Source organism: Pseudomonas sp. GW101-3H06 (assembly GCF_059424605.1).
In genome coordinates, this window is the sequence record NZ_JBWKZO010000002.1 from 152,397 (window position 1) to 176,542 (window position 24,146).

Below are 24,146 nucleotides of genomic sequence, written 5' to 3' on the forward strand. Positions count from 1 at the left end.
TGGTCGTTCTACCTATCCAGGCCTACGGACCGGTGGCAAGGGAAGAGCCACTTTAAGGAGATGGCCACCTTGACCTTGGAGGGGCGTGTTACTGATCCAGAGGAATTCAAATATCCAGAAGCACGTTTGCGTTTGGTCGCCGATCCATGGCTGGATACCTTGGTAGAGCAACCAGCGGCCATCGGCTCGCTACACATCAATGACAAACAGTTGACGGGCTATGTGTGTATTCCCAGCCATCAAATGCCCATGCTGGTGAGCGCAGCAAATCGATTGTTATTTATCGAGCTCAATGGAACACCGTTGCGGTATCGCAAAGCTCTAATCAGAGATCTCCATTTGAGCACGGCTCCTGAATAACTGACTCCCTCCGAATTTGGTTCCACCTATCCAGGCCGATTCCATCGCTGCGACGATTATAGAGCTGCTTGGTACGGGTCAACGATGGGAAACCATCGATTCCACAATCGGTAGAGCCGCACGAAAGAGTCTGCGATCAATTCAGCGATACTCAGGGCCTGGCGGTAGAAGTGACGCTGGATCACACTCCAAGCTTTCAGCTATCTGAAATAGCTTTTCTACGGTGATATTCACCTCACCACGCTCGATGCGACCAACGTAGCTGCGATCAATCCTGCAGACCAAGGCGAAGACGTCTTGGGATAGCCCCTTGGCTTTCCTTTGCGCTCGTATTTTTAGACCCAACTCTTTTGCCAGATCTCTCATAACTGCCTCGTACCCTACGAGGCGAAACTATCCTTGGTTTGCGGACTAGTCGGCCACGGACTATAATCCGTATTTTGTTCTAGCATTTCTGTGGGGCCTGCATGAAACCGGATTTATTCACTTTCGACAGGCATCTATTTGACCTGCTTCGCCACTCCAAACTGCAATTCACAACCCGTGAGCTTCGCGATGCCTATGCTCAAATACTCGTTCCCGGCACCTTCAGTCTCAGTGATCTGAGGAGGTATGTTTACGAGCACATTCGAAAGATGGTTCGGGTACATTGGGCTGTGAAGGATGCGGAGCGTCGCCCGCGCGACCAGGTCTACCACTTACTTGCGTTCCCCGACCATCTCAATCTCCACCTTGTAGAGGACGGGTTTGAGGCTATATACGATTCCGCTGCCACGGATGAGCAACGGCTCTCTATCGCTACCTCTTCCACTGATCCGTTGGAAGTTGCGAAATTGCACCCCACTTGACCACCCATTTGCATTCCATTTGACCAGGCGTTTGCATCCGACCTGACCACATAATTGCATTGGTTGTGACCAATGAAATCTATCCGTGCCCCTTCCCACCTTGCTGAATTGCGCCGGTTGCCACCGACGCGGCAGCAGCTAAAAGAAGATGCACCAAACAGACTCGACAAAGACTGCACTGATTCCGCTTGGCTAGGCGTTGATGTTGGTCTGGCCGATGTCATCACCGAAGATCACGAGAATGTTGGATTTTTCGGCTGCCCCGGCAATTGCAAAGATCGCCATGACCGAGGTCGTCACCAGGGCGAGTTTCGATAACCACTTGCGTATAGGGGTCATCTGGCTTGCTCCTTTGCTCGCTGGGGTTTGGGGAGCAACGGAACAGAAAGCGCACGTAAGCCCTACCATCTTCTCTCAGCACCATAATCTAGGCTCACTTCAACTTCCTCCTTGATTCCGTACTTAACTACGGAGATAGAGTCGACTCGTGGGTAGAAAACCCGAGAGGAGGCTGTTATGAAATACCTAAGACTACTGCTGATAGTTGGTTCGACTCTGCTGTCATCCATCCTATGGGCCGAGGGCGGGAGCGATCGTGCGATTGAGCGGGCCGCTTCTATGCACGACAAGGCGGCCTTGGTGGTGAAGATTGAGCAACGAGGGGCCACGGCGGCTAGCCGTGTCGAAGAGCAGCCCGCCTGTTCACCTGCAAGGTAGGACATGAGCGACCGCTGCACGCTCCGCTCGACCAGACTCAGCGTGAGTCTGTCCTGATAAGGCGCGAGCGTAAATGTCAGATTACCCATCTGTGGCCTCTGCAAGTGCTCCTTTGGCCATTCAGCGGCGCTCATTGAGCGCCGCTTTTTTTTAAGCTCCAGCCGACAAACAGGGGCGCCTTACGGAACTGCTGATCGTAGGTCAGCGCGGCTCTTTGTTCCTATGCAGCGAAACGATCAGCGGACAGGAAACAGTCCCGTGGCTCGCACAACAGTCGTGAACCAGTTGCTCCAAAACTGACTCGATCCGTCGCAGATCCGCGAGCTTGCCACGCACGTCCTCGAGCTTCTGCTCGGCGAGCACGCGCGCTTCATCACAGTGAGCGCCGTCATCCAACCTCAACAGCCCGGCCACTTCTTCGAGGCTAAAGCCCAGCCGTTGCGCGGATTTTACGAATTTCACCCGTGAGACATCCGCCTCGCCGTAGCGGCGAATGCTGCCGTAGGGCTTGTCCGGTTCGGGCAACAGCGCCTTGCGTTGATAGAACCGGATGGTTTCCACGTTGACCCCGGCCGCTTTGGCGAAAGCGCCGATGGTCAGGCTTTCCAAATTGTTTTTCATACCGCTTGACTCCGTACATGACTACGGGATTAACCTTAAACCATCGATCAAATGCTCGAAAGGAGAAATGCATGTCTGAACCATCAAACGGGCGCGCCCCTCTTGTCGCTGGGGTGCTTGCAGCGATTCTCGCCTCGACTTGCTGTCTTGGGCCCTTGGTACTGATCGCCGTGGGATTCAGCGGGGCCTGGATCGGCAACCTGACCGTGCTGGAACCTTACCGACCGGTCTTTATCGGCGGGGCGTTGATCGCGCTGTTTTTTGCCTACCGGCGCATTTTTCGACCACCACAAGCTTGTAAGCCGGGCGAAGCCTGCGCCGTGCCCCAGGTACGCACCACCTACAAGCTGCTCTTCTGGGTGGTTGCGGCATTGACGCTGATCGCGCTCAGCTTCCCTTACATCCTTCCCTTGTTCTACTGATCAGGAGTTCACCATGAGAAAACTGCTTGCATCCTTAGCCCTCGCCACTCTCGTCGCCACACCTGTTTGGGCGGCCATCCAGACCGTTACCCTGTCGGTGCCCGGCATGACCTGTGCTGCCTGCCCGATTACGGTGAAGAAGGCGCTGACCAAGGTCGATGGCGTGACCAAGGCTGAAGTGAATTTCGAGAACCGCGAAGCCGTCGTCACCTTCGACGATACCAAGACTAATGCCCCGGCGCTGACCAAGGCGACCGAGGACGCCGGCTATCCGTCCAGCGTCAAGCAATAGGAGGGAGTTCTGATGGCAAATCCTCTCAATCTGTTCACTCGTCTCGGTGACAAAGCCGGATCCGTCGGCGTGCTGATTTCTGCAATGGGCTGCGCCATGTGTTTTCCCGCCCTTGCTAGCCTGGGGGCCGCGATCGGACTGGGCTTTTTGAGCCAGTGGGAAGGCCTGTTCATCACCACGCTGCTGCCCCTGTTTGCTGGACTGGCTCTGCTCGTTAATGCCCTTGGCTGGCTCAATCATCGGCAGTGGCGACGGACTGCGCTCGGCCTGATCGGTCCTGCCCTGGTGCTGGCAGCGGTATTTTTTATGCGAGCGTACGGCTGGCGGAGCGGCTGGCTGCTCTATATCGGCCTAGCCGTCATGTTTGGGGTGTCGATATGGGATCTGGTGTCGCCCGCTCAGCGCCGTTGCGGGCCTGATTCCTGTCCGACTCCGCAGAAACAGTGATACCGAAAAGTGATCCATTTGAAGGAGTAACGCTATGACTGAATTGCAAATCGTTGGCATGACCTGCGCATCCTGTGTCGAGCATGTGAAAGAGGCCTTGGAGAAGATCCCCGGCGTGCATCGGGCGGATGTTTCCTACGCCAGCGGGAAGGCCGAGCTGAAGGTCGACGAGAGCGTAAGCCGTGAACAAATGCAGGCCGCCGTCGAGGCCCTGGGGTATCGAGCGGCGTTCGAAGATGCCACGGCACCAGTCCGTCCCGTCCTGCTCGACAAGGCACGGGGCTGGCTGAGCGGTAGCACTGACGCCGGGAAAGAGGGTGACAGGCTCCACGTCGCGGTCATCGGCAGCGGTGGCGCCGCCATGGCGGCCGCGCTCAAGGCGGTGGAAGGCGGTGCGCGCGTCACCCTGATCGAGCGCGGCATCATCGGCGGCACCTGCGTCAACGTGGGCTGCGTGCCCTCCAAGATCATGATTCGCGCCGCGCATGTGGCCCATCTGCGCCGCGAGAGTCCGTTCGATGGCGGATTGTCCGCCACGACGCCGACGGTCCTGCGCGAACGGCTGCTCGCGCAGCAACAAGACCGTGTCAACGAACTGCGCCACGCCAAATACGAAGGCATTCTGGAGAGCACCCCAGCCATCAGCGTGCTGCGTGGCACCGCGCGTTTCCAGGACGGCCACACGCTCAGCGTGGAACTGGCCGAGGGTGGCGAGCGCATCGTAGCCTTCGACCGCTGCCTGGTTGCCACCGGCGCAAGCGCGGCCGTTCCGCCGATTCCAGGGCTGAAAGACACGCCGTACTGGACCTCAGACCAGGCACTGGCGAGCGACACAATCCCTAAGCGGCTCGCCGTGATCGGCGCCTCCGTAGTGGCGGTGGAACTGGCGCAGGCTTTCGCCCGGCTGGGTAGCGAGGTCACGATCCTGGCACGCAGTGCGATGTTCTTCCACGAAGACCCGGCCATCGGCGTGGCGGTGACGGAGGCCTTCCGTATGGAGGGCATCGAAGTGCTGGAGCAAACGCAAGCCAGCCAGGTGTCCCACACCAACGGCGAGTTCGTACTGACCACCAACCATGGTGAGTTACGTGCTGACCAACTGCTCATTGCCACCGGGCGCTTGCCGAACACCCAGGGCATGAATCTGGACGGCGCCGGCGTGAAGCTGGACGAGCGCGGTGGAATCCAGATCGATCAGGGCATGCGCACCAGCGCAGCGGATATCTATGCGGCCGGTGACTGCACCGACCAGCCACAGTTCGTCTATGTGGCGGCGGCGGCTGGCACCCGTGCGGCAATCAACATGACCGGCGGCGAGGCAACGCTCAATCTCGACGTCATGCCGGCCGTGGTGTTCACCGATCCGCAAGTGGCCACCGTAGGTTACAGCGAAGCCGAAGCGCGCCGCGCCGGCCTCGAAACCGACAGCCGCACCTTGACCCTGGACAACGTGCCACGCGCGCTGGCCAACTTCGATACGCGGGGTTTCATCAAGTTGGTCGCCGAAGTGGGCTCCGGCCGACTACTGGGCGTGCAGGCTGTGGCCCCGGAAGCGGGCGAACTGATCCAGACGGCGGTGCTCGCCATCCGCAACCGTATGACAGTGCAGGAACTGGCTGACCAGTTGTTCCCCTACCTGACGATGGTCGAGGGTCTGAAACTCGCCGCACAGACCTTTAACAAGGACGTCAAACAATTGTCCTGCTGCGCAGGGTAATGAGAGAGCGAGGTTGAAACATGAGCAACACGGCAGACGATCTCGGTAGGTGCGACAGCCTACGCAAGACATGGCAGATGATCAGCTTCTGGGGACTGCCTGCCGTCGTGTCCAGGCTGCTACTGGCTCTGGGTGCAACACCGTTACTCATCTGGCTACCTGAGCGCCTGGCTGGAAGGAAATATCTGAGCGCCCCAGTTTGCGGTGAAGACCGGGAGTGTCGGTAATGAATGTCTACAGCATATCCAGATTGGCCAAGGAGGCGGGCGTCAGCGTCCATATAGTCCGCGATTATGTGCTGCGCGGCTTGCTGCATCCCGCGCGACGCACGGAAAGCGGTTACGGCATTTTTGATGAGCAGTCCCTGGCGCGGCTGTGCTTTGTGCGTGCCGCCTTCGAGTCCGGTATCGGGCTCGACGAATTGGCGCGGCTCTGTCGAGCGCTCGATGCAGACGATAGTACCGATGTGATCGGGTGTATAGACCGCTTGCTAGGGCAAATCGCGACACGGTTGGCAGCTTTAGCCGCAGTGAAAACGGAGTTGGTCGGGCTGACCCATCGCGCCGTCGAAGGTCACGCCCATGCGTAATACCAACCAATCCGAATCAATCAAGATACCCCGCTGGCGCGCCTACACGTGGGGTGTGCTTGCCGCGCTCACTTGCCCCTGCCATTTGCCGGTGCTGGCATTGCTGCTTTCGGGGACTGCGGCCGGGGCCTTCGTCAGCGAACATTGGAGCCTCGCTGCGCTCGTGCTGGCGGTTCTCTTCATCCTTTTCCTGAGAGCGGCATTACGGGCCTTTCGAGTGCGGCAGTGACCATCTCAGACACTGCGCAGTCTTCGCTGCCGAGTTGCGGCAGGCTTGGGAGCGTTGGGAATTTTTGCTGCACCACCAACCGCAGGTCGATCTGCGCACAGGTTCGATCACAGGTGCGCAAGCGTTACTAGGTTTTCTTGGACGATGGAGGAACCCCATCATGAACGCAAACGACACCCCCACCATCAGCTGCTGCGAATGTTGCAAGGAAATTTCCCTTGACGCCGCGCTTACGCCGGAAGGTACCGAGTACGTCGTGCACTTCTGTGGCCTGGAGTGCTATCAGCGTTTCATGTCTCGCGCGGATAAGAGAGCGGCATCCGAGGCTGATCCCCCCGGCACACCAAAGGTAAGTACCCGTCACGACAACTAATTCGCGTTGCCTCTGGAAAGTGGCTCTGGTTAATTGCAGAAAGCGTGAGCCCATTGAAATTAAATGCAAGCTCGCTCGTAGCTAATGTGAGCCCGGGGGCTTCGTCAGTCGCGGTTAATCTGAGCTGGAAATGGTATCGATTGCGAACCCGGCCGATTTCAAACGCGAGCCGTTACACCAATCTGACGATGGTCGAGGGCCTGAAGCTCGCCGCGCAAACCTTCACCAAGGATGTGACACAGCTATCCTGCTGCGCCGGATAAACAGCAATGAAATAGGACAGGAACCATGGAAACCACGCTGTACATCACCAAAATCGTTGAAAGCCTCTCGTCTGCCAATAGCACAGATGATTTCGCGGACCTCTTCGTTGCTCTTCTTCGCCAGATTGCCTTGGGAAGGCCAGTTTCACGAGAGACACTTGGAGCCGCGCTCGGTTGGTCTACCGAAAGAGTCGCGGCGGCACTTGACCAGATACCCGGCGCTGAGAACGACGAGGAGGGGAACATCGTCGGCTATGGCTTGACGCTGCGCAAGACGCCTCATGCCTTCGAAATCGATGGCCGACGCCTCTACACCTGGTGTGCGCTGGACTCCTTGATGTTCCCCGCGGTAATTGGCAAGGAGGCGCTCGTGCTTTCGCGCTGCCCCGCGACAGGGGCGCCAGTGTCGCTCATCGTGACACCGGATCAAGTCAGCCATATTGAGCCTGCGGAAGCAGTGGTATCGCTGCTGCTGCCGGATGAATCGTCCGACATCCGCTGCTCCTTTTGCTGCCATGTGCATTTTTTCGCTTCTGCCGCTGTGGCCGACAAGTGGATGTCGCAACACGGCGAGACGGTGATTGTTGTGAGTGTTGAGGAAGCATTTCGTCTGGGGCACGCGATCGGTTGCAAATTGTTAGGTCCTGCCGGACCAGCCCCATCGTGAATGTCTACACCATATGCAGATTGGCCGAGGACGCGCGTGTCAGCGTCCACATAGTCCGCGATTATGTGCTGCGTGGCTTGCTGCATCCCGCGCAGCGCACGGAAAGCGGTTACGGTATTTTCGATGCACAGTCGCTGGCTCGGCTGCGCTTCGTGCGCACGGCCTTTGAGGCTGGCATCGATCTGAGGGAGTTGGCGCGGTGGTGTCAGGCGCTAGACGGTGGGGGCGGCGACATCGATGAGTGTCGGGCGCATCTGCGTTCGTTGATCGCGGCGCGACGCGAAACCCTGGTGGCACTGGACCGGCAACTGGCGGCCGGGCTTCCTCACGCTGAACAGGAAAGCCGCCATGCGTAGCCCTGCCAGTTCGCGCCCAGCACACCGCTGGCGGGCTTACGCCTAAGGAGTGCTGGCCGTGCTCACCTGTCCTTGTCATCTGCCGGTGCTCTTCATTGTGTTGGCTGGCACGACCGCCGGCGCTTTCCTCTGCGCACATTGGGGCATCGTCGCAGTGGCGCTGATCACCGTATTCAGCGTTTCTGTTGTGTTGACCTGGCGTGCTGTACGTCCAGAGGACTCATGAACGTCGAGGCTTCTTCGGCGCATACCGCACTGGTCTTGTGTGGGGGTGGCGCACGAGGTGCGATGCAAGTTGGCTTCTATCAAGCAATCATCGAACTGGGATTGTCGTTCGATCTGGTGGTAGGGAGTTCGGTAGGGGCTTTGAACGGCACCCTGATCGCAGCCGGCATGCCGCCGGCTGAGCTGGCGCAGCTATGGCGAGGCCTGCGAAAACCTGATGTCGTTTCCTGGAACTGGCGGGGATTACTAGGCGAAACAGGTGGTTTTTATACATTCGCCCCGCTACGACGCCTTCTCCATGAGGTGCTGCTCATCAGGTGCTTTGAGGAGCTCAAGCATCCGCTGGTCATCACGACCACCAATCTGCAGACCGGTCAGCCTTGCTATCACGAAGGGCACGGTGACCTGATCGAACCGATAATTGCCAGTATGAGCTTGCCCGGTGCTTTCCCGCCGATTTGGATCGCGGGGAATCAGCATGTGGATGGCGGTGTAGCCGATAACGTGCCGTTCGATAAGGCACTGGATCGCGGTGCTCACGAGATACTGATGATCTCATGCACCTGTTGTCCACGGGATTCGACTGCGCTGGTTTCGCCGCTGAAGATACTGCTACGCAGCTTCATGATTGCCCTAGACACCAAATACCTGTGCAGTTTGCAACAGCACAGGACGCGAGGAATCGGCATACAGCTTGTACGCCCGCACTTTCAGCAACCAGTCGGGTTGCTCGACTTTAATCAAACCGATGCATTGATCGAAGTGGGATACAGAGAAACACTTGCGGCATTCCGCAATCTACGCTCGAACCGTGTGCCTCCCGCATCGCCACTCCCTTAAAGAGTACCGTGCGTATCCAACAGCTGGAAAAGCACTCGGAGACCCTTGAGGGCCAACTGAAAGAGGAGCACCAGGCATCTCAGCAGGCCCAGCAACAGCTATAACAGGCTCAAGTTGAGAATGCACGACTGCTACAGGCCAAGCAGGATCTGGACACTCGCCTAGCGGATCGTGACGAGCAGATCCGCTCACTGGAGGAAAAACACCAGCATGCTCGTGATTCACTCGAGCACTTCCGGCGCACAAGCAAGGATCAGCGTGAGCAGGAGCAGCGCCGGCACGAAGCGCAGGTTCAGCAGCTGCAAATGGAGGCGCGGCAGCTGCAGCAGACGTTGATCGTCAAACAAGATGACATCACCCAGTTCAACCGAGATAACGAGCGCCTGCTCACTGAAGCCCGACTACTGCTGAAGGGACAGGCGACTCAGCAAGATCGGTTGGAGCGACAGACTGGCGAGCTTGCAGTGCTGAAACGTCAGCGGGCCCAATCACAAACAGCCAGGAACACCCTACAGGGGAGCGCCTCGACGCTTTGCAGTCGGAGAGCGCCGAGCTACACAAAACCGTTTCGACGCAGAGCCAACGCGCACAAAGCTTACAGATAAGCCTTGCCGAGGCTACGACAGCCGTTGAAACTGCTGCGCCAATACGGTCATGACGTTAGGTGAATGCGAGTGGTTGAGGCGGCGACAGAACATCATTATTACTGGTGCGACCGGTACCGGGAAGACCTGGCTAGCATGTGCCTTTGGAAACCAAGCCTGCCGGCTTGGGTCACACACGGTTTACCGTACGGCGACGAAGCTGTTCGAGGAAATATCCCTGTCGTACGCGGACCACTCGCTCCCGAAACTTCGCCGGCAACTGATCCGGGCAGAACTCTTGATCATTGATGACCTTGGAATCGGCGGGATCGATGCACAGCTTGGCCCCTTTCTCCTCGATGTCATTGATCAGCAGTCACAAAACGGCTCCTTGCTCATTACCAGCCAGTACCCAAAAGAGAAGTGGTACGACTTGTTCGCTGACCCAACGATAGCGGACGCGATTCTTGACCGTATCGTCCACAAATCTCACGTCATTCAACTTAAGGGCGAGTCGATGCGTAAGGTCAAAAGTCGTAAGCGGTGATGTTCCTGATACGGTGACGGCTAGATATGAGACACGACATCGAGTGGCTGGGTGGTCAAACGCAATGCAACTGGTCAAGTCGAGTGCAAACGCCTGGTCAGATGCTATGCAACCGGTTGTTTTACCTAAATTAATTGCGCTTATTGAGGCAGCACCCACCAGGATTGACATCCTGAGTTTTGGCCTTAATAGTGCGTTACCGCCCTCCTGGAGACCGTCCGGAGGCGACATCTACCAGCGCCGAGTGTCGCTATGCCTAACCCTGTTCTTTCCGAGCTGCTCGTTCAAGTTACTGATCTCGTAGAGCGCGGAGGACTTCTACTCTCGGCAGAGTGGAGTCGTCCAGGTGGGCCGCATGGTCACGGGGACAAAGCAGACGTTGATGCCGAAATCGAACGCATTTTACGGCACGAACTACTCAGTTTGTTCGCCTGTGATTTCTGGAGTGAAGAGACGGGGTATGCCCTAACAGGACATGCTTGGTGCTGGGTTGTATGCGCAAGTGACTCCCGAAGGCATTCCTGATTCCGTTGATTGGGCAGAGGGCATGCCCTATCTGATTCGCAATGGTCGTGCTGCGTACTCGTATGTCGCAGATGAAGAGCTATCGAGCGAGAGCACGGTAATGGTCAGCGCCGCAGCTGTGGACAAGGCGGAGCTCAATCGAGAGCTGTGTGCTCCAGGAGACTTCCATCCAATGCCCTCCATTGCTTACAGGTTGGCAAGAGTCGCTGCGGGAGATGGGATTTGCGGCATTTCTCTTTACGCAGTTTCGGCTCATGAAGTTGTGGCCGGACATGCTCTATTGAGAGGTGCAGGAGGTGTTTTTTTAGATGAAAACGGAGCAGATATACGCTACGTGACAGACGCGGAAATGAGGACTGTTTCGCAACGCTGCTTCGGTGGATCACCTTCAGCGTGCCGCGAATTGCTGACCCATGACTGGGATCGAATCATCACCGACCTCTAATATTCCAGGTCGCAAACCCGAGCAGGAATTATCAGAATGGATCAGGCCCCGGCTCCACACCTGTGAACGTAATCTCCAATGGTTCACCATCGCGTTGCCATGCCAGTTGGTAGATCAGCCATTGGTATTCTCCCTCGCGGCGATCCGCCACAAGCAACAAGGTCCATCCCGCCCTCAGCAATCGATTGGCGTTTTCTTCGCTACGAGTGCTGATCAATCTCTTCGTCTGGTCGATGCCCACGATAAATGATCCTTCATCGGCCATGGTCAGGAAGATCGATTTGAAGGATTCTGTGTTGGCTTTTTCAGTTGACGCCAACCCCGGCAGAGTGTGCTCTTCAGCCCACGTAAGGGCGCCGAATACAAACCCCTACTTGCTCCAACTGCTTTCATAACTCCCCACCGAACGAGCTCGAATCCCCATCGGTCATTGCGCGATCCTCAAATGTGCCCACTGACCTCAGATTACGCCGAGACAAATTCCTGTGCCAGCCCGCTCATCCACGGTTGGCAGATCAGTTCAGCTACTCGTGGTCAGGTCGGATGCAAACGCCTGGTCAAATGGAATGCAAATGGGTGGTCAAGTCGATGCAATTACACAGAAGTCATCCGAAACCCTCAAGATCATCTCGAGAAGCTGCTAAAGGAAATCCGCCTCGATTTCCTCTCATCAGTAGGAGAAGTAGAGCGTTACAAACAACTATTCGATGAAATGCCAGAATTAAGAAGTCGAATGCAGAAAAACTATGTTGAAGCTCGGGACCGCAGCTCACGCCTCTTAGGTCACCTACGTGCAGTCGAACGAACGCTAGAGACGTTTGCCTCAGCATGAGAGCTTTCTTGAGAACCTGGCAGTCCCAGTGCATTTCCTTGGCCTTAGAGCATTACAATCAATCGCCCCATTTTTTTTGCCAAGCGACTCCCGGCGCGGGAAAAACCAGAATGGCAGCCGAGCTTGCAAAACAATTGTTAGGCAAGGGGCTGATAGATTTGATCCTTTGCTTTGCTCCGTCATGCCAGGTCGTAGATGGTTTTGAAGTAACCTTCTCTAGCGTTTTAGGTCGGCGAATGGACGGGTTGATAGGCGCAATCGGATCGGCATGCACCTATCAAGCTATGGAGTACCAAAGTGAATCATTTTGGAGGCTTTTTGATGACTATCGCGTCTTCGTTGTCTTCGATGAGATCCATCATTGTGCAGGCCACGATGTTCTGTTGAGCAATGCGTGGGGCCAACAAATTCTTCAGCGCATACAGGACCGCGCCGCTTTCACGCTCGCACTTTCAGGCACGCCATGGCGCTCTGATCATAAAGCCATAGCCTTGGCACGTTACTCCACGCCGGAAGGAAATCTCATATGCGACTATCGATATGGGCTGAGGGAAGCGATCTCTGATAGTGTCTGCCGCTCGCCCCGTATCACCGTTCTGGATAACCAGATGGTTAGGCTCACAGAGGCGTTGGATAGTGAAAATACGGTCACGCTGTTTTCTAACATAGCGCAACTGCTGGGAGAGTCTCCGGTTACTTACGAGGATCTGCTTCGCCATAATGATATTTTACACCAGTTAATTGGACTTGGTTGTGAAAAGCTGGACGAGATTCGGGTTATGAAGCCGGATGCGGCAGGGTTAATCGTAGCCACGAGCATTACACATGCCGCACAGATCGCTAAGACACTCGAGGTCATGGGCCAGACTTGCACGGTTGTCACAAACAAAACTCCTGATGCTCAGCAGGTAATTAACGATTTCAGAAAAAGTGATGAAAGATGGATCGTAGCAGTTGGGATGATTAGCGAAGGAACTGATATTCCTAGACTTCAAGTGTGCTGTCATCTAAGTCGTATCCGTACAGAGCTTCACTATCGGCAGGTTCTTGGGCGCATTCTTAGACGCACTGGAAACGACGATAATCAAGCATGGCTTTTCGTGCTAGCAGAGCCGGCGCTTCAACGATTCTCTGAAAGAGTTGCCGATGATCTTCCGGACGACTATTCAGTCTTGCGACATGTTCAGACATCGGCTAATGACCAAGTTCTGACTGGGGTGCCATGTACTGATAACGACTGGGCTATTGATGCGCCTGGGGATTTTCTGTCAAGAATAGATCCTGTTATTGATATAGGTGTTGGCATTAATATTGCTGATGCTGAGTCGAAAATTACGCCTGCCTATCATCTCAGCTTTTCTGAGAATTATCGAAAGCAACTGCTTAGCGTTTACTGAATAATTCGGAGCAAGCAAGGGGGGATGAGCTGGTAACTAACTTTCCCGAGGTTTCCAACAGTACCTATAGCGCCCTGTACACGAATGGACACTTTCACGAAAAATAAGCGCCTAAATATTTACAGTTATTCGGGGTGGCGGTGACGTAAAGAACGCAGTTTGTATTACTGGTTTTTATAATCAATCAATCCACGATCTAAAAACTCTTGTAGTATTGTCTTGACGAATGTTGCAGCGTCGGGTAGGTCTTTATATTTTTTTGATTTTAAAAGATGTGGTAGTTCATTGAGCTCCTGTAATACCGCATCCGCAGCCTGCAGTGCATCTATGGCATTGTCGATGCTTTCCCACATATCCATCGATGCCCATGCTATCGCAACATACGGCCAAAGCGAGTTTGGATCTGCGTGACCAGTTTTCAGTGATATACGTTTCAAGAGTGCAAAAATTGCGCTTTCGGTCAGCATGTCACGGGTCGCACCCGAAGTCGACATGAACTCCCTGAGTGCAACTATCACTTCACGTGTGATAAACCGGTGTCTGAACATGGACATGCAAACGCGATGCTCGTTGAGCCCTGATACCGTTTTCAGGCGATAAAATTCCTTTGTTAGAGACGTGACCTTCAAAGGAGAAAGATCCGCGGTCAACAGCAACGCATCAAGATTCTTGATAATCCCTTTATTATTCAGAAGATTAATATACGAACATCTCGCGCGAAGATATCTGGAAAAACGAAGAGCATCAGTAGTCGTAAGAGGCAGTGTCCGAATGACAGGTTTATCTCTGCGACGTTTCATCGTAGGTAGCTGTACCTTTCTTGTTTTGAGAGGGTCGGTATTATCTGCAACGGAACACTCGACAAGCTCACTTGGTCGTAACCCGAATCGCTTGAGCATCCAAATGCTGAAAGTACGGCGCTCGTACAGATACTCTGAAAAAATATTCTGCTCAGGAGACTCTTGTCTATGGCAAGATCCGATATGATTCTCAAGAATAGAAATAGTAGAATCAGAAATAGGGAACTTTTCACTTTCAGGTACGGATTTCGGCGGCATGCATTCATGTTCGATATGGGAACGTCTCGTTTTATGATCGTTAGCTATTTTGATGTTTATTGCTGCACTACTACTAGCCTCACCAATTAGCATGAAGCCATCAGGTAGGGTGGTATTGGTTTGCACCCAATTGAGAAACATAAAGCACCTCTGTAAAATACCTCTGACCGTATTGTTATTACGGTTTCGTTTGCCAGTTTGATCTCGGGTTAAAAGCCTGTCTGTTAATTCGAACATGCTATCATTGGTAAGGTCCAAGAAATTTAGTTTGTTGTCGTGACAATATCTAACTAAAAATGAAATTTGAGAAGCATAAGTCCCTACCGTATTGCCCGTAGTGGTCTTAGCGATATGAGATAGCCATTCGTTCACCAAAAAACACGGCTTGCCATTGGGCCAAAACACCAACGAATAATGTTTTAATTTCATTGTAATCGACTTAATTACTGGTCCGCTCGAGTAGTTTCGATGCGTCTCGACATGGTTATAGTTTATAAAAATTTTCATGATTTTTGCGCTCTTACAATTTTGAGCTCTGGCTTGGACAATTCGTGGGATCTGAGCCTTTCCAATTGACAGTTTGCTTTTGCTATTAATCGGACTAATTTTTGTTCGTCGATCGTGTCGGTTAAATTCGACTGTTTGCGGAAAATTTCGAGCTGTTTTAATAGCCAAGAAAAATGTAAGTAACATTCATTTGCCATGAGATGTGCTATTTTCAGTTGTTGCAAGAGGGTGTGTGCTGATAAGTCAAAAGGGTTGTGGGGTTCGTTATTGAGTGCATTCAGCTTGGCATGTGCTGATTTCGTCAGTTCAATGAAGACTAGCCAGCCATTCTTCTCAAGAGTGGGAGTGATTATCCTATGGCAGTTATTTTTCAAACTGTTTAAAGAAATAGATGTAAACTCACCCTCTAAGGAAAATTTGCAAAAATTTCTCATGTTTGATAGGTGTGGCATAAACTTTGTATCGCATATTTTTCCTGAGGTTATTCGTTCTAGCCAGGATTTTCGATTTATAATATTTTGATTAGTTAATTTGGTCATGGTGCTCTCCAAAGATCACCGCTATCTCATACTGATCTATTGTATCGCCCGAATGAGATGAGACTAAAACCGGCTTTATACTAAAAGCGCCAGACGACTTTAAATCGGTCAGGTAGCGGAAATATTCTCTTTCTGGAACACTTTCAATATGGTCTACATTAAAGTTTTCACAAACTTTTCTATAAAGCGCGCTGAGTCCGGGGTTTTCTTTTTCGTTAATAAGTCCCGATTCCAATTTTATTAGTCGGTCATCAATATATTCTGCCTCAATTTGTGAGATTTCATCTCCCATGATATCAGTCACTATATACTCTGCAGTGTGTAGAGTAGAGGAATGACCGGCTATGAATCGTGCGGCTTCAAGGCTGCTCAGGCTGCCATGCCAATATAATGTGATAATAAATAGCTTGCGAAGTTCATGTGTGCGGGCGTACCAGCGACGACCATGCTCGTCAATTGGGGATTCCACAACGTCGCAAAAGATATCCAGGTAAATGTTGACTGAATTGGTGTTTGCATCTTTCTCAGGTAATCCCCACTGCAACCCTATGGGTAGATAAAAAAGTTTATCGCTGCTACTTGGTGTAATGCCGAAAATCCGGCCAGTCTCATTGCCTAGTTTTTGTAATAAACGTACTGTTCTCGCCGCTACTTCTGGAATAGGAGATTCTGCCTGCTGGTTGTGCCCTAATTTTCCAGATTTCCCCAGAGAATGCCGTAGCCAATAGCTAACTTCTGTTGAATCAAACAATGTGGCGGTAAAAATGCATTTTCTGGGAAGTTCTCTGACCTCCTGATAGCGAGATGGCTTCAAGAATGCGAGCAGGTATGCCGCAGCGCCCAAGAGCGCGTGCAATAATCGTTTCAGTGAGGTTGGTACATTCCTGTGGCCGTTTTTTGTATTTCGGTGGGTGATAGGTAACTCTTTGTATGCTTGGTAATGATCATCACTGAACTCAGCGCATGCTGCGTCTAGCGCTGCGTTAAGCTTATTGGAACGATAATAAAACGAGTCTTCCTTGTAACTGTTCGAGTTCCTGTATCGCTCTGAGCGCTCGGTGAAAGAAATACATACGTTTACGATATAGTCTCCGTACTGAAGTATCCATTTCATCGCTTTATCGAGTAAGTATAAGCCAGTGCCAATTGGCATCAAGTTATGATGAGACCGTGCTTTTGTACTGCTAACGAATGGCTGTGCGAGCTTTTGTATGTCAAGTGTCGAAGGGGCTCCTATAGAAGCTTGTACTTTTGATATATTAGCTAGTAGAAATGTTAAGCGTTGCATGTGAGATATATATGTATGATGTGATGCGTGATTTGTGAGGCATTCGGAGAGTAATGGGCAGTTTTGGCTAGGAAACAGAGTGTGCCTTTGGAAAGTCAGCAGCAAAGTTGGATGAATAAGAGTTGGCTCGAACTGCCTAAGAAAGGTGCTAAATCTATACGATCTATTAAGCACTGACTCAGGAATATGTGTGATCGACGCTAGCCAGGAGCGAGAAACTAGTTCGGTTTTTTCAGCACCATAAAAAGTTCTGTATCCATCATTAGTGCGGATCGCAGCTGTGATGTTTTCGATAATGGAGACAGGTAAATTGTTCAGAGCTATATTCTTAACCGCTTTGTCAGAAATATTCGCTAATCGGAAGAGATGACCAGCAATTTGGCCCGTTGCATCAAATATCTCTGCCCAACTATCACGTGAGAGCTGTTCAAAAAAATAGCTAATAATGTCCTCGTTTAGGTTTTCGAATCCTCTATCATCGAAAAAAAGCTCTTCATCGTTGTTTTTTATCCACCACATGAAGCGCATAGCCCAAGTGGTGCTTGATTTCCAAGTTTGAGGACCTTGTATTGTCTGTAACACACCTTGTCGTAGAGCGAAAGACCAAGCCTGAATCAGATTTAGTAAACGTTCGTTGACTGGTGAGAGGAGATTTGTCCCATCCGGAAGAAACAGATCAAAGTTAACGTCCATGGTATTTCTCCATTGGCCGTTGCTGAATCGTTCTTTTCCTCCGTTTTTCGTGATCCAAATAGGACTTCCCTGCTCGCCCTCGAGAAGCCAGTCAGCTTTCATTTGCTGAGATACCGATGGCCTTAGCGCATCGGCTCTAGATATAAGAGCCTCTAATATAGCTTCATCAGATGCGCTTGAAAGAATCTTGCTTTTGCTAGGCATGTCAATAGTTAATTCTAGTTTTATTCTGAAGCAATGCTAGCGCTTCAAAGTGCATTGTTTTGAAGTCAGTAAAACTATCTCCTTGGATCTTAGTCCGAATGGCGGAATCGACTGTCGACAGATCAGTATGGTCAAAAACATCTCTTATAAGATAAGCAAGGGAACAAATTGCGTGCTCAGGTACAGAAGACTTTTTTAGATTGGTATTGTCTTCCGTGAATGAGTAAATGGCATAAAGAGAATTTGCAGAAAGCTTGAGCAGCATCCCCTGCGATATCTCTCGTGGCGTCGTGCCAATTATTGGTCCCAACCGACTTTCTATCAAATCTCCTAAAGGATCTCCCGTTTTTGACTCATTTACAACTGATCGGACAAACTGTAGTAACTGTTTTTCATCTTTGAAGTCTGAAGCCTCCAATAGCCAAGGCGATTTATATGCAGCTAGTAAAATAAGGACCTGTTGATATCTGCGAATTGTTCGTTCATTCCATTTTCGTATCAACCATGCAGGAAGATAGCTACGCAAGACAACAGCCGGAGTGTTGCAGAGGCAATTTGCCATAGCCTCTACGGATCCTTTTTTTAGCCAGGCAATGAGTCCCAGAGAATTCCTGATCTTACCTAGACTGATAGTGTCCTTGGAAAATGAAACCTCAACGTACCTACTAATGATTTCATAGAGTGAAAGCTGCAACGGAGAGTTCATTAAGCCAATCACGTTTGTAGCTGCACCAAATCCGTTCTGGGTTGCGGTTAAAAATAAACGGCGGTGAGCGAGTCCCAAACTTTTTAAACCAATACGTATTTCTTTTGTTGCTTCCAATACATCTTGGATTAACGATAACGAATTTTCCGTTAATGTAGCATTGACACGTTTCCCTGCACGGGGTTTACTCGAACTGAGAATTTGACGTTTGTTTTTGTTCGCGCTGTATAGAAAATATTTTCCTCGGCTACTGGTGATGTCTGCATTTACAATTGACATGGGTGTCAGTCCGGGATGTTCGGATATCAGGAGAGTTGCTATGCATGCGCAGTCCCTCGCGTGTAATAGGCCAAGTAACTTTGCAAGAAATTCTTGTCGAGAGATATCAAGAAGTACATCCTGAGGGCGAACCTCATCGATCTTTTGCTCTAGAATCTGGTAGATGCGGTTTTCTGATACATTAATATTTGCAAAGAAGGAGCTTCGGGCAATGTCGCGAAAGCTTATGTTTAAGCTTAAAGGGTTGGGACCGGTCAGAATGTGCGTGAGATATTTGAGCAACCATGCCATTCCTCTGTCTGTGTTGATCAAGTGCTTAGTTTCACCGGTTTCAGTTTTGTAAAGGTAGTGGCCAATTTTTATCTGAGCCAGAAACTCATCATCAGATACCTCAGAAGCTATTGTTTTTCCAAGTTCGTGGTAACTTTTGATGTTTTTCCAATATGCTCTGGCGCCGTCCTGAATTACTTTAATCCTAGCGATTATGGTGGACTCCAACTTTTCGAAAAAATCGTGGCTATCTAGCGCATAGGTGATGTCGACGCAATACGCGGGGCTATCCCGAGATTCGAACTCGCTTGGATCTGTTATGCTTTCGCCAACCACATAGTTTTTAGACTCACTTGTTGCTGAGTAGATGCCGCTATTAATTTTCGCTCTCGGTATTATCACTGAGTTCGGAATTATTCCATCAAGTTTTAGCGTTAATAATAGTGAGCTACAATTTGACCAAGAGTTCATGCGCGTTTTCAATGAGGCTTCGCTATAAGACATATCCGTTAGAAAGAACTCAAAGAAGTCGCAGACCCAAGTCTGCCAGTTTTGGCATGATTGTAGAGTTAGTGATTTTTTTTCAACAAATCATATTGCGGCTTTCAACCCAATTGAGCTTGTACGAATGGTTGAGATCGGTTGCCCAGCGATAGTTCGTAACCATGCGGATACTAATATTTGCAGGTCATTGTTAGAGATGAGGTTGGAGAATCCTATTTTTAACGTCGTGCTCCCAGTTCGCATGTATGGATCCGAGAAAATAATCGAAACATCCGTTTCGCTTCGCTGGTACGAATTTTTAGGGGAGTGGTCCATTTGAGCAACCTCGCATACGGCGCTGGTTCGAGAGGTCAACCGTTTTATGGCATAGAAATGTTAGGGATAGACCATTGACCACGGAGCCGCAAGGTCGGTGTCAATAAAACAGGTATCAAAAAAATAGGTTTTGAATATAACCTTCAGTATTCATTCAGGATTTTTTTGCCACATTTGATACTGTCCGGAAAAGTGCCATTTATTCTATGAATTCGAGCTCGATCGGGCGCTTGAATACTACGGTCCCCACACGGACGTTTACCCCTCCCAGGCCGTGCACTACCTTCTTCGGTTTGGTGTCGTGTCCATCAAAAAAGGCGGGCACTCTGAGTGGGACAGAATGCTGAGAATTGGTAACCAGCTTCATCGTTTAGGGCTTCGAAATATTCTCAACGATCCGGATGCACTGATCGAAAAACTGCTCCACCAATCCCATGATCCGCGCTCACAAAACAGCCTGGGGGTTAGCACCTCTCGCTTATCCCCCCTGAAGGATCATGGACAGTTGCAGTTCAGTTTTTAACTCAGCTTTACGACCGACCGGTTTGCCCCTACTGGAGGTTCAGACTGAAGGCAATCAATAACGCCCTCGTGAGAGAGTTCTCAGATCGGCTCAGACCAGTTACCAGTGCATTCGGGTACCAACAGCTATTTAAACTGCCACCAGGACGAACATGCTCAATACCTTCATAACCTCCGCCGGCGAGACTATTACCCTTGACCTGAATCAAGCAGGTCACACCCTCATCACCGGTACCTCTGGAAAAGGAAAATCGATCTTTACGGAGCGGGCAAAACGGGAGGCTCGCGCTGCCGGCCGCTTATTCGTCGACGTGAAGGCATATCGCGATGAGAAGGGCTCGGGATTAGGGCCATACGAGTACGAGATTGCCAGGCGCCACTCTGAGGGGCTTGCAGGCCTTCTTCCAAGAGCTCTTCGAAAGAAGCGCTACACGATTTCCTCGCCTGTCGCATATACCGATGCACCTAGCCGGCGGAGCAAGCATCTGGTCAGAACCACGAATGGGGCCGTACTGAGCCGTGAGCTCGTACACCAAGCGAAGGAACAGCTCGAGTCGATATCCGGTATTCGGCTCAATCAGCCACAGCTCTTAGAACTCATGAGTGAAAATGGCATCGACAAAACACTGGCTGAATTCGATGAAGCAGAGACGCAGATCCGCGAAATGTTGGCTGATGCCTTGGCTAGGAAATTGGTAGGCCGGCCATGGCCAACCCATGGCGATGAGTCGGACGCCGGCGACTTCAATATCCACCTCGAGCGAGCGGCCCAAAATTACGGATACACCGCCCACAGCCGCTAGATAACTCGTAGGAGTTCGACATGTCCTGGGCAGACGCAGCGGCGCCGGTCGTCGCGGAAGTGATTCGTAACGTAGGCCGGAGTGACATGAAGGCTCTGCGTAAGGCATTGGTCGATGCCTACCCTTGGGGGGAGAGAGAACGCACTCCTTACAAGGCCTGGCTAAGCGAGATTCGCCGTCAGCTGGGTCATCCGCTGAATGCTCCGAAGGCCGACCCAAAGAACAAGCAAGCTGACATGTTTAATCAGCGTTAGGAGGAAAGATGGCTCGCCGCCGCCAACCCTTCACCCCATGCAAGTTATACATCGACGGCGCTGACGGCCTGAGCGCTGGCGACTACATCGTTACGTCCGGTGGATCGGCCTATCTGGTGCAGGCAACACGGATCAGCCCAAGCAAGCCTCAACGACTGTATCTCGACTGCCTTCGTTGGCCGCCGGAACAGATCCCAACGGATGCCAGGTGTTATCAGCTCAACTGGTATCGCCGGTGAAATAGACCGGAATCGTCGCTCAGCGGGCCCCCACGCCTCACCTTCAAAACGCGAGGCCGTCGCCGTAGGAGATGGCCACTTTCGGCCCACAGAATCGAGTAAGAAAGTGTATGACACTGAAAATTTGGCTGTTTTGCATCCTGGTCAGCTTAGGCGGGTTCATCGGGTTTCTGTTGCTGGAGATTCAATCGGCAATGTTATGGAAGGCGGCGGGAAGCAGAGCCCTTTGCGTCTTCATGGGGGCGTCCATAACCGCGTTCTACTTCACTCGCCCTGGCTATCTTGCGAAGCTTACAAGGAGATCACCATGAAATACGACTATCCAGAATATCCATCTGTTGCCGCGACCGTAGAGCCTTCGCGCTACATGGATGCCATTGAGGCTCTGCACGGCGTCCGCCAGGTCTTTTGTGATGGGGAAACCATCCTGTTGCCGGAGTTCGAGGAACAGGCAATTGAGATGCTTCGTTCCCGCTTCAACGCTTCCACTGTCTACGGACAGGCTAAAGCATTCGAATTTGCGACGAAGGCTCGCAAAGCGGGTGTGCCTGTTGAGCTGTTGCGGCTCGGACACGCAGTCCATAACTGCACCGGCCAAGATGCAGAGGAAATGGTTCGTGCAGCAATTGAGCAGCCGAGCGTGACGCTCCTATCCTGGACGTCACTCTACCTCTCAAGCATGTTGCCCAACTGACTCACTAAAAGATCCTGACGAGCTCGATTCGCATGGCCTGATGCCGGCGGCTATCGCGCGCAGCACTCTTCCTCAGTTAGCACGAAATTGAACGGAGTTTGGTGAGCAGTCATGAAAAAGGCCCGGCGATGATCGACCGGGCCTTTTTTATAAACATTGCCCCATTGACTCGAGGGGCGGTCGGGCTTGCCTGGACTCTCCCGTTTCCGAGACGCTACGTTCCCGCAGCGGACCCTCAATGAGGGTGGAGGTGGTTAGCCCGTGCCGTTCCCAACGCATAGCGCCAGTACTCAGTGGAGAAAACCCCAAGTCCATCTAACCTGCAGACGTTTTGCGAACTCTCTCATCCCTGGAGTTCGGGGCACCTTCTGCGGACCCCCACGGCGGTGACGCTTATCGCCGCGGACGTATCTCTACGTCGCCACACTGAGTAGTGGCCACTATTTGGTCGTCTAGGATCATGTCGACGCCAGGCTAGCTTTAGCTTCTGCGGCGTCTCTTTGATTTGTATTCTCCATGAATGTCCCAGGTTGCAACCCTAAGCAGGAAATCTCCGAATGCCGTGTTGAGGCTCTGGCTCACCTGCAGAGCAACGCTTCAAGTTTCATATTCCGTTGGTTCTGGATTGATGAGGTAGTGTTCATTGTCAATTATGCGGGCGAAATCACCCGCCTCGCTGGCTTCAGAGTCGACCGCAAGCTCCTCGATTAGGGGATAACGATGTTGCCTATCTGGCAGCAACGCTATTGCCAATGCCGACGCCTCGGGGCTAAAAACCGATAGCTGCGCTGCCAACCAGAACCAGCCAGTTTCGCTTTCAGAGGTGATCGGTGAACCATAGCCATCACGCTTGGGAAGCACGAGATAGGCTGCTTCAGGGACTAGAGAGACCTCGATTGGACGCAGGTACCCATCACCATAGGGATCAAGCCAGCCGTCCCCACCGAGCGTATTGATGATCTGCTGTTCTACTCTGCGCGGCGACTGTGTCTTGGTGTAGAACCGGTGGTAGGTGGACATTCCGCAATTCCTTGTGGTGCCTACTCTGGGGCTAGGCATTCTCTAAACTGCATTGGTAGAGCGCTCACCGACTGTCCCCTGTCATCGACTCGCTTGGGCGACGAGCGCTCTACCGATACAGCCTAGAAATCGAAACTAGCAAACCGATATGACTGAGGGTCAATGCACAAACAAACCTCACCCTATTCGTTCAGGATGAGATTCAGTTGATTCGCTTCTCATTTGCCCTCGCTATTCAGTGTCCTTTCACGCTTTTTCAGGGCGATAAGAAATGCATCGCGGGGGAGTTCTGGCGAAATTTCGACGTTATCTTGCGTCCACTGCTCATAACTCGGGCAAGAGTTGTCGCCAATGCAATCAACCGACTCACGAATGTACTGACAGCGGTGAAGATCCAAATTGCTCGCGTCAGTATTCGCCGCGTCATGATCATTTCCGGTCGGCAACTGACTCACCCGATACAAGGCATCACAGGTCCCTGCTATCAGGGATGCCGAGAGTTGTCGCACCTGCACGTTTGCTGCCTGGTCCTGGGCGAAAGCTTGCGTGGCAAGCAGCGACAGAATACACAACGGGTAGCTGAAGAATGATTTCATGTTTCACATGTTCCCATGATCGTGCCAGGCGCCTATCGGGCCCCTAGCGTTATGCATAGAATTTTTTTTCAATCTCGCGATTGGCAACGGTACCAAGGACAGCAAAGACCAATCCGATCGCTCCAAGTCCACCCATCACGCCATCACCCAGATAAACGCCGGCTGTGATCTCGACTATCGCGACAATTTTAACGATCAGCATGATCTTCTCTCAAAGGAAATCGAGGTTGTACACCAGCCTTAAATGGAGGCTGGCCCACTCGAATACTTTGCAAGGATGGCCATGATCTCGATCATCCGCAGCATGCTACAAGAATCGGAGACAGCCTCATCTCGTAGCGCCTCCAACCAGGACAAGA

At 52.0% G+C, this 24,146-nt stretch carries 31 protein-coding genes and 3 pseudogenes; 22 read left to right on the forward strand and 12 right to left on the reverse strand.

From position 1 onward, the window contains the following. Nucleotides 1–60: 60 nt before the first annotated feature. Complete coding sequence (locus tag AC07ZE_RS29770) at nt 61–360, forward strand: hypothetical protein (protein WP_232620239.1); 300 nt, start codon at nt 61–63, stop codon at nt 358–360. 141 nt (nt 361–501) lie between these two features. Here the strand turns inward: AC07ZE_RS29770 and AC07ZE_RS29775 are convergent, their stop codons facing one another. Next, nucleotides 502–726, reverse strand: a complete 225-nt coding sequence (locus AC07ZE_RS29775; RefSeq protein ID WP_137807261.1) for a helix-turn-helix domain-containing protein — start codon at nt 724–726, stop codon at nt 502–504. A 101-nt stretch (nt 727–827) separates the two neighbouring features. On the opposite strand from AC07ZE_RS29775, the gene AC07ZE_RS29780 reads away from it, so the two are divergent. Beyond that, nucleotides 828–1,208: a VspR family transcription factor gene (locus AC07ZE_RS29780; protein ID WP_138739364.1), complete on the forward strand. Its 381-nt coding sequence runs from the start codon at nt 828–830 to the stop codon at nt 1,206–1,208. A gap of 192 nt (nt 1,209–1,400) precedes the next feature. On the opposite strand, the gene AC07ZE_RS29785 is transcribed toward AC07ZE_RS29780, so the two are convergent. Beyond that, a complete protein-coding gene (locus tag AC07ZE_RS29785; RefSeq protein WP_171017118.1) occupies nt 1,401–1,547 on the reverse strand; it encodes a hypothetical protein in 147 nt (48 codons plus the stop codon). 177 nt (nt 1,548–1,724) lie between these two features. On the opposite strand from AC07ZE_RS29785, the gene AC07ZE_RS29790 reads away from it, so the two are divergent. After that, entirely contained in the window at nt 1,725–1,925 is a 201-nt protein-coding gene (locus AC07ZE_RS29790; protein WP_137807262.1) for a co-regulatory protein PtrA N-terminal domain-containing protein, read from the forward strand. A gap of 201 nt (nt 1,926–2,126) precedes the next feature. Here AC07ZE_RS29790 and merR read toward each other — a convergent pair whose 3' ends face one another. Continuing rightward, nucleotides 2,127–2,546 carry a mercury resistance transcriptional regulator MerR gene (gene merR / locus AC07ZE_RS29795; protein WP_003160532.1) on the reverse strand — a complete coding sequence of 140 codons (420 nt, stop codon included), beginning with the start codon at nt 2,544–2,546 and terminating at the stop codon, nt 2,127–2,129. 71 nt (nt 2,547–2,617) lie between these two features. Between merR and merT the strand changes: the two genes are divergently transcribed. From merT to AC07ZE_RS29850, 11 genes are all read left to right on the forward strand, one after another. Continuing rightward, nucleotides 2,618–2,968 carry a mercuric ion transporter MerT gene (gene merT / locus AC07ZE_RS29800; protein ID WP_057977937.1) on the forward strand — a complete coding sequence of 117 codons (351 nt, stop codon included), beginning with the start codon at nt 2,618–2,620 and terminating at the stop codon, nt 2,966–2,968. 13 nt (nt 2,969–2,981) lie between these two features. Further along, nucleotides 2,982–3,260 (forward strand): mercury resistance system periplasmic binding protein MerP, encoded by a 279-nt coding sequence (gene merP / locus AC07ZE_RS29805; RefSeq protein ID WP_029380721.1) that lies wholly within the window; start codon nt 2,982–2,984, stop codon nt 3,258–3,260. A gap of 12 nt (nt 3,261–3,272) precedes the next feature. Further along, nucleotides 3,273–3,707 (forward strand): organomercurial transporter MerC, encoded by a 435-nt coding sequence (merC, locus tag AC07ZE_RS29810; RefSeq protein WP_057977939.1) that lies wholly within the window; start codon nt 3,273–3,275, stop codon nt 3,705–3,707. A gap of 34 nt (nt 3,708–3,741) precedes the next feature. Continuing rightward, complete coding sequence (gene merA, locus AC07ZE_RS29815; RefSeq protein ID WP_057977941.1) at nt 3,742–5,424, forward strand: mercury(II) reductase; 1,683 nt, start codon at nt 3,742–3,744, stop codon at nt 5,422–5,424. A 226-nt stretch (nt 5,425–5,650) separates the two neighbouring features. After that, nucleotides 5,651–6,013, forward strand: coding sequence for a mercuric resistance transcriptional repressor MerD (gene merD, locus AC07ZE_RS29820; protein WP_057977943.1), 363 nt, complete (start codon nt 5,651–5,653; stop codon nt 6,011–6,013). Next, nucleotides 6,006–6,242, forward strand: coding sequence for a broad-spectrum mercury transporter MerE (gene merE / locus AC07ZE_RS29825; RefSeq protein WP_057977945.1), 237 nt, complete (start codon nt 6,006–6,008; stop codon nt 6,240–6,242). The genes merD (AC07ZE_RS29820) and merE overlap by 8 nt, the downstream gene beginning before the upstream one ends. 160 nt (nt 6,243–6,402) lie before the next feature. Further along, nucleotides 6,403–6,615, forward strand: coding sequence for a DUF3330 domain-containing protein (locus AC07ZE_RS29830; RefSeq protein ID WP_057977946.1), 213 nt, complete (start codon nt 6,403–6,405; stop codon nt 6,613–6,615). 288 nt (nt 6,616–6,903) lie between these two features. After that, nucleotides 6,904–7,545: an organomercurial lyase MerB gene (merB, locus tag AC07ZE_RS29835; protein WP_057977948.1), complete on the forward strand. Its 642-nt coding sequence runs from the start codon at nt 6,904–6,906 to the stop codon at nt 7,543–7,545. Beyond that, entirely contained in the window at nt 7,542–7,901 is a 360-nt protein-coding gene (gene merD / locus AC07ZE_RS29840) for a mercuric resistance transcriptional repressor MerD (protein ID WP_057977950.1), read from the forward strand. The genes merB and merD (AC07ZE_RS29840) overlap by 4 nt, the downstream gene beginning before the upstream one ends. 58 nt (nt 7,902–7,959) lie before the next feature. Next, on the forward strand, nt 7,960–8,127 hold the full coding sequence (locus AC07ZE_RS29845) for a hypothetical protein (RefSeq protein ID WP_431306695.1): 168 nt from the start codon (nt 7,960–7,962) through the stop codon (nt 8,125–8,127). Beyond that, entirely contained in the window at nt 8,124–8,966 is an 843-nt protein-coding gene (locus AC07ZE_RS29850; protein ID WP_082631587.1) for a patatin-like phospholipase family protein, read from the forward strand. The genes AC07ZE_RS29845 and AC07ZE_RS29850 overlap by 4 nt, the downstream gene beginning before the upstream one ends. A gap of 221 nt (nt 8,967–9,187) precedes the next feature. Here the strand turns inward: AC07ZE_RS29850 and AC07ZE_RS29855 are convergent, their stop codons facing one another. Then, on the reverse strand, nt 9,188–9,313 hold the full coding sequence (locus tag AC07ZE_RS29855) for a hypothetical protein (protein ID WP_256660518.1): 126 nt from the start codon (nt 9,311–9,313) through the stop codon (nt 9,188–9,190). Between the two features lie 298 nt (nt 9,314–9,611). Between AC07ZE_RS29855 and AC07ZE_RS29860 the strand changes: the two are divergent. Next, a pseudogene (locus AC07ZE_RS29860) lies at nt 9,612–10,097 on the forward strand (ATP-binding protein); the annotation flags it as partial. A gap of 252 nt (nt 10,098–10,349) precedes the next feature. Further along, nucleotides 10,350–11,067, forward strand: a pseudogene (locus AC07ZE_RS29865) (inositol monophosphatase family protein). 31 nt (nt 11,068–11,098) lie between these two features. Here AC07ZE_RS29865 and AC07ZE_RS29870 read toward each other — a convergent pair. Continuing rightward, entirely contained in the window at nt 11,099–11,332 is a 234-nt protein-coding gene (locus AC07ZE_RS29870; RefSeq protein ID WP_125919897.1) for a hypothetical protein, read from the reverse strand. Nucleotides 11,333–11,689: 357 nt separating this feature from the next. Between AC07ZE_RS29870 and AC07ZE_RS29875 the strand changes: the two are divergent. Both AC07ZE_RS29875 and AC07ZE_RS29880 read left to right on the forward strand, forming a co-directional pair. Next, a pseudogene (locus AC07ZE_RS29875) lies at nt 11,690–11,899 on the forward strand (VspR family transcription factor); the annotation flags it as partial. Beyond that, nucleotides 11,896–13,296 (forward strand): DEAD/DEAH box helicase, encoded by a 1,401-nt coding sequence (locus tag AC07ZE_RS29880; protein ID WP_057977956.1) that lies wholly within the window; start codon nt 11,896–11,898, stop codon nt 13,294–13,296. The pseudogene AC07ZE_RS29875 and the gene AC07ZE_RS29880, both read left to right, overlap by 4 nt. Nucleotides 13,297–13,460: 164 nt before the next feature. On the opposite strand, the gene AC07ZE_RS29885 is transcribed toward AC07ZE_RS29880, so the two are convergent. From AC07ZE_RS29885 to AC07ZE_RS29900, 4 genes are read right to left on the reverse strand one after another with little or no spacing between them, the layout of a single operon-like run. Continuing rightward, nucleotides 13,461–14,861 (reverse strand): hypothetical protein, encoded by a 1,401-nt coding sequence (locus AC07ZE_RS29885; RefSeq protein ID WP_125919898.1) that lies wholly within the window; start codon nt 14,859–14,861, stop codon nt 13,461–13,463. Beyond that, nucleotides 14,858–15,400 carry a hypothetical protein gene (locus AC07ZE_RS29890; RefSeq protein WP_125919899.1) on the reverse strand — a complete coding sequence of 181 codons (543 nt, stop codon included), beginning with the start codon at nt 15,398–15,400 and terminating at the stop codon, nt 14,858–14,860. The genes AC07ZE_RS29885 and AC07ZE_RS29890 overlap by 4 nt, the downstream gene beginning before the upstream one ends. After that, complete coding sequence (locus AC07ZE_RS29895; RefSeq protein WP_125919900.1) at nt 15,384–17,585, reverse strand: hypothetical protein; 2,202 nt, start codon at nt 17,583–17,585, stop codon at nt 15,384–15,386. The genes AC07ZE_RS29890 and AC07ZE_RS29895 overlap by 17 nt, the downstream gene beginning before the upstream one ends. A 1-nt stretch (nt 17,586) precedes the next feature. Continuing rightward, the gene (locus AC07ZE_RS29900; protein ID WP_125919901.1) at nt 17,587–19,311 is read right to left on the reverse strand and encodes a hypothetical protein; all 1,725 of its coding nucleotides are present in this window, start codon (nt 19,309–19,311) and stop codon (nt 17,587–17,589) included. 1,022 nt (nt 19,312–20,333) lie between these two features. Here AC07ZE_RS29900 and AC07ZE_RS29905 point away from each other — a divergent pair. The 4 genes from AC07ZE_RS29905 (at nt 20,334) to AC07ZE_RS29920 (ending at nt 22,171) form a co-directional block, all read left to right on the forward strand. Next, on the forward strand, nt 20,334–20,984 hold the full coding sequence (locus AC07ZE_RS29905) for a phage head-tail adapter protein (protein WP_233081548.1): 651 nt from the start codon (nt 20,334–20,336) through the stop codon (nt 20,982–20,984). Between the two features lie 20 nt (nt 20,985–21,004). Then, the gene (locus AC07ZE_RS29910; protein ID WP_047338295.1) at nt 21,005–21,238 is read left to right on the forward strand and encodes a hypothetical protein; all 234 of its coding nucleotides are present in this window, start codon (nt 21,005–21,007) and stop codon (nt 21,236–21,238) included. Between the two features lie 8 nt (nt 21,239–21,246). Continuing rightward, nucleotides 21,247–21,477 (forward strand): hypothetical protein, encoded by a 231-nt coding sequence (locus tag AC07ZE_RS29915; protein WP_082631588.1) that lies wholly within the window; start codon nt 21,247–21,249, stop codon nt 21,475–21,477. Nucleotides 21,478–21,784: 307 nt separating this feature from the next. Next, entirely contained in the window at nt 21,785–22,171 is a 387-nt protein-coding gene (locus AC07ZE_RS29920) for a hypothetical protein (RefSeq protein WP_057977961.1), read from the forward strand. A gap of 597 nt (nt 22,172–22,768) precedes the next feature. Here the strand turns inward: AC07ZE_RS29920 and AC07ZE_RS29925 are convergent. From AC07ZE_RS29925 to AC07ZE_RS29935, 3 genes are all read right to left on the reverse strand, one after another. Further along, nucleotides 22,769–23,191 (reverse strand): hypothetical protein, encoded by a 423-nt coding sequence (locus AC07ZE_RS29925; protein ID WP_057977963.1) that lies wholly within the window; start codon nt 23,189–23,191, stop codon nt 22,769–22,771. A 218-nt stretch (nt 23,192–23,409) separates the two neighbouring features. Next, entirely contained in the window at nt 23,410–23,787 is a 378-nt protein-coding gene (locus AC07ZE_RS29930; protein ID WP_057977965.1) for a hypothetical protein, read from the reverse strand. Nucleotides 23,788–23,836: 49 nt separating this feature from the next. Then, a complete protein-coding gene (locus AC07ZE_RS29935) occupies nt 23,837–23,989 on the reverse strand; it encodes a hypothetical protein (RefSeq protein WP_158004321.1) in 153 nt (50 codons plus the stop codon). Between the last annotated feature and the right edge of the window lie 157 nt (nt 23,990–24,146).

Coding starts and splice junctions, on each gene's coding strand:
- AC07ZE_RS29770 (WP_232620239.1), top strand. CDS start 61: ATGGCCACCTTGACCTTGGAGGGGCGTGTTACTGATCCAGAGGAATTC.
- AC07ZE_RS29775 (WP_137807261.1), bottom strand. CDS start 726: ATGAGAGATCTGGCAAAAGAGTTGGGTCTAAAAATACGAGCGCAAAGG.
- AC07ZE_RS29780 (WP_138739364.1), top strand. CDS start 828: ATGAAACCGGATTTATTCACTTTCGACAGGCATCTATTTGACCTGCTT.
- AC07ZE_RS29785 (WP_171017118.1), bottom strand. CDS start 1,547: ATGACCCCTATACGCAAGTGGTTATCGAAACTCGCCCTGGTGACGACC.
- AC07ZE_RS29790 (WP_137807262.1), top strand. CDS start 1,725: ATGAAATACCTAAGACTACTGCTGATAGTTGGTTCGACTCTGCTGTCA.
- merR (WP_003160532.1), bottom strand. CDS start 2,546: ATGAAAAACAATTTGGAAAGCCTGACCATCGGCGCTTTCGCCAAAGCG.
- merT (WP_057977937.1), top strand. CDS start 2,618: ATGTCTGAACCATCAAACGGGCGCGCCCCTCTTGTCGCTGGGGTGCTT.
- merP (WP_029380721.1), top strand. CDS start 2,982: ATGAGAAAACTGCTTGCATCCTTAGCCCTCGCCACTCTCGTCGCCACA.
- merC (WP_057977939.1), top strand. CDS start 3,273: ATGGCAAATCCTCTCAATCTGTTCACTCGTCTCGGTGACAAAGCCGGA.
- merA (WP_057977941.1), top strand. CDS start 3,742: ATGACTGAATTGCAAATCGTTGGCATGACCTGCGCATCCTGTGTCGAG.
- merD (WP_057977943.1), top strand. CDS start 5,651: ATGAATGTCTACAGCATATCCAGATTGGCCAAGGAGGCGGGCGTCAGC.
- merE (WP_057977945.1), top strand. CDS start 6,006: ATGCGTAATACCAACCAATCCGAATCAATCAAGATACCCCGCTGGCGC.
- AC07ZE_RS29830 (WP_057977946.1), top strand. CDS start 6,403: ATGAACGCAAACGACACCCCCACCATCAGCTGCTGCGAATGTTGCAAG.
- merB (WP_057977948.1), top strand. CDS start 6,904: ATGGAAACCACGCTGTACATCACCAAAATCGTTGAAAGCCTCTCGTCT.
- AC07ZE_RS29850 (WP_082631587.1), top strand. CDS start 8,124: ATGAACGTCGAGGCTTCTTCGGCGCATACCGCACTGGTCTTGTGTGGG.
- AC07ZE_RS29870 (WP_125919897.1), bottom strand. CDS start 11,332: ATGGCCGATGAAGGATCATTTATCGTGGGCATCGACCAGACGAAGAGA.
- AC07ZE_RS29880 (WP_057977956.1), top strand. CDS start 11,896: ATGAGAGCTTTCTTGAGAACCTGGCAGTCCCAGTGCATTTCCTTGGCC.
- AC07ZE_RS29885 (WP_125919898.1), bottom strand. CDS start 14,861: ATGAAAATTTTTATAAACTATAACCATGTCGAGACGCATCGAAACTAC.
- AC07ZE_RS29890 (WP_125919899.1), bottom strand. CDS start 15,400: ATGACCAAATTAACTAATCAAAATATTATAAATCGAAAATCCTGGCTA.
- AC07ZE_RS29895 (WP_125919900.1), bottom strand. CDS start 17,585: ATGCCTAGCAAAAGCAAGATTCTTTCAAGCGCATCTGATGAAGCTATA.
- AC07ZE_RS29900 (WP_125919901.1), bottom strand. CDS start 19,311: ATGAACTCTTGGTCAAATTGTAGCTCACTATTATTAACGCTAAAACTT.
- AC07ZE_RS29905 (WP_233081548.1), top strand. CDS start 20,334: ATGCTCAATACCTTCATAACCTCCGCCGGCGAGACTATTACCCTTGAC.
- AC07ZE_RS29910 (WP_047338295.1), top strand. CDS start 21,005: ATGTCCTGGGCAGACGCAGCGGCGCCGGTCGTCGCGGAAGTGATTCGT.
- AC07ZE_RS29915 (WP_082631588.1), top strand. CDS start 21,247: ATGGCTCGCCGCCGCCAACCCTTCACCCCATGCAAGTTATACATCGAC.
- AC07ZE_RS29920 (WP_057977961.1), top strand. CDS start 21,785: ATGAAATACGACTATCCAGAATATCCATCTGTTGCCGCGACCGTAGAG.
- AC07ZE_RS29925 (WP_057977963.1), bottom strand. CDS start 23,191: ATGTCCACCTACCACCGGTTCTACACCAAGACACAGTCGCCGCGCAGA.
- AC07ZE_RS29930 (WP_057977965.1), bottom strand. CDS start 23,787: ATGAAATCATTCTTCAGCTACCCGTTGTGTATTCTGTCGCTGCTTGCC.
- AC07ZE_RS29935 (WP_158004321.1), bottom strand. CDS start 23,989: ATGCTGATCGTTAAAATTGTCGCGATAGTCGAGATCACAGCCGGCGTT.